The 1,351-nt window shown below is 65.4% G+C and carries 2 protein-coding genes; both read left to right on the top strand.

What is annotated here, in order from left to right; translation table 11 throughout:
* A partial coding sequence (locus AB0N07_RS51105; RefSeq protein WP_365847852.1) for an alpha-glucosidase C-terminal domain-containing protein occupies positions 1 to 432 on the top strand: 432 nt, incomplete at its 5' end.
* Positions 429 to 1,351 (top strand): alpha-amylase family glycosyl hydrolase (locus AB0N07_RS51100; RefSeq protein WP_365847850.1); only part of this gene is annotated, 923 nt, incomplete at its 3' end. The genes AB0N07_RS51105 and AB0N07_RS51100, both read left to right, overlap by 4 nt.

Raw genomic sequence — 1,351 nt, 5'->3', positions numbered from 1 at the left:
GAGAAGTACCAGCTGCGCCCGCGCGACTGGCAGACCGCCGAACGCGAAGGCCGCACCATCACCCCCCTCATCACCCGCCTCAACGCCATCCGACGCGCGAACCCTGCCCTGCACCAGCTGCGCGACCTCCACTTCCATCACTCGGACAAGGACGCGGTGATCGCGTACTCGAAGCGGAGCGGCTCGAACACTGTTCTGGTGGTCGCCAACCTCGACCCGCACCACACCCAGGAGGCGACGGTCTCGTTGGACATGCCGCAACTCGGCCTGGAATGGCACGAGTCGGTGCCGGTGCGCGACGAACTCACCGGCGAGACCTATCACTGGGGCAGGTCCAACTATGTGCGCCTGGAACCGGGCACCCGTCCCGCGCACGTATTCACCGTCCTGCGACCGTCCAACCCGCAGATCGGAGGGTCACCCACAACATGATCGTCAACGAACCCGTTCCGGACACCTTCGAGGACACTCCCGCCAAGGACCGGGACCCGGAGTGGTTCAAGCGCGCGGTCTTCTACGAGGTCCTCGTCCGCTCCTTCCAGGACAGCAACGGCGACGGAGTCGGCGACCTCAAGGGCATCACCGCCAAGCTCGACTATCTGCAGTGGCTGGGCGTCGACTGCCTGTGGCTGCCGCCCTTCTTCAAGTCACCACTGCGCGACGGCGGCTACGACGTCTCGGACTACACGGCCGTCCTCCCGGAGTTCGGTGACCTCGCCGACTTCGTCGAGTTCGTCGACGCCGCCCACCAGCGCGGCATGCGCGTGATCATCGACTTCGTCATGAACCACACCAGCGACCAGCACCCGTGGTTCCAGGAGTCGAGGAAGGACCCCGACGGGCCCTACGGCGACTACTACGTCTGGGCCGACGACGACAAGCAGTTCCCGGAAGCCCGGATCATCTTCGTCGACACCGAGGCCTCCAACTGGACCTTCGACCCGGTCCGCAAGCAGTACTACTGGCACCGCTTCTTCTCCCACCAGCCGGACCTCAACTACGAGAACCCGGCCGTCCAGGAGGAGATGATCTCCGCCCTCCGCTTCTGGCTGGACCTCGGCATCGACGGCTTCCGGCTGGACGCGGTGCCGTACCTCTACCAGCAGGAGGGCACCAACTGCGAGAACCTTCCGGCGACCCACGAGTTCCTGAAGAGGGTGCGCAAGGAGATCGACGCCTCCTACCCGGACACGGTGGTGCTGGCGGAGGCCAACCAGTGGCCGGAGGACGTCGTCGACTACTTCGGCGACTTCGAAAGCGGCGGCGACGAATGCCACATGGCATTCCACTTCCCCGTCATGCCCCGCATCTTCATGGCGGTACGACGGGAATCCCGCTACCCCGTCTCGGA

Source organism: Streptomyces sp. NPDC051172 (assembly GCF_040682555.1).
Lineage (GTDB): Bacteria > Actinomycetota > Actinomycetes > Streptomycetales > Streptomycetaceae > Streptomyces.
Note: the sequence above shows the minus strand (reverse complement) of the source record. Positions and strands in the feature narration are given on the sequence as shown.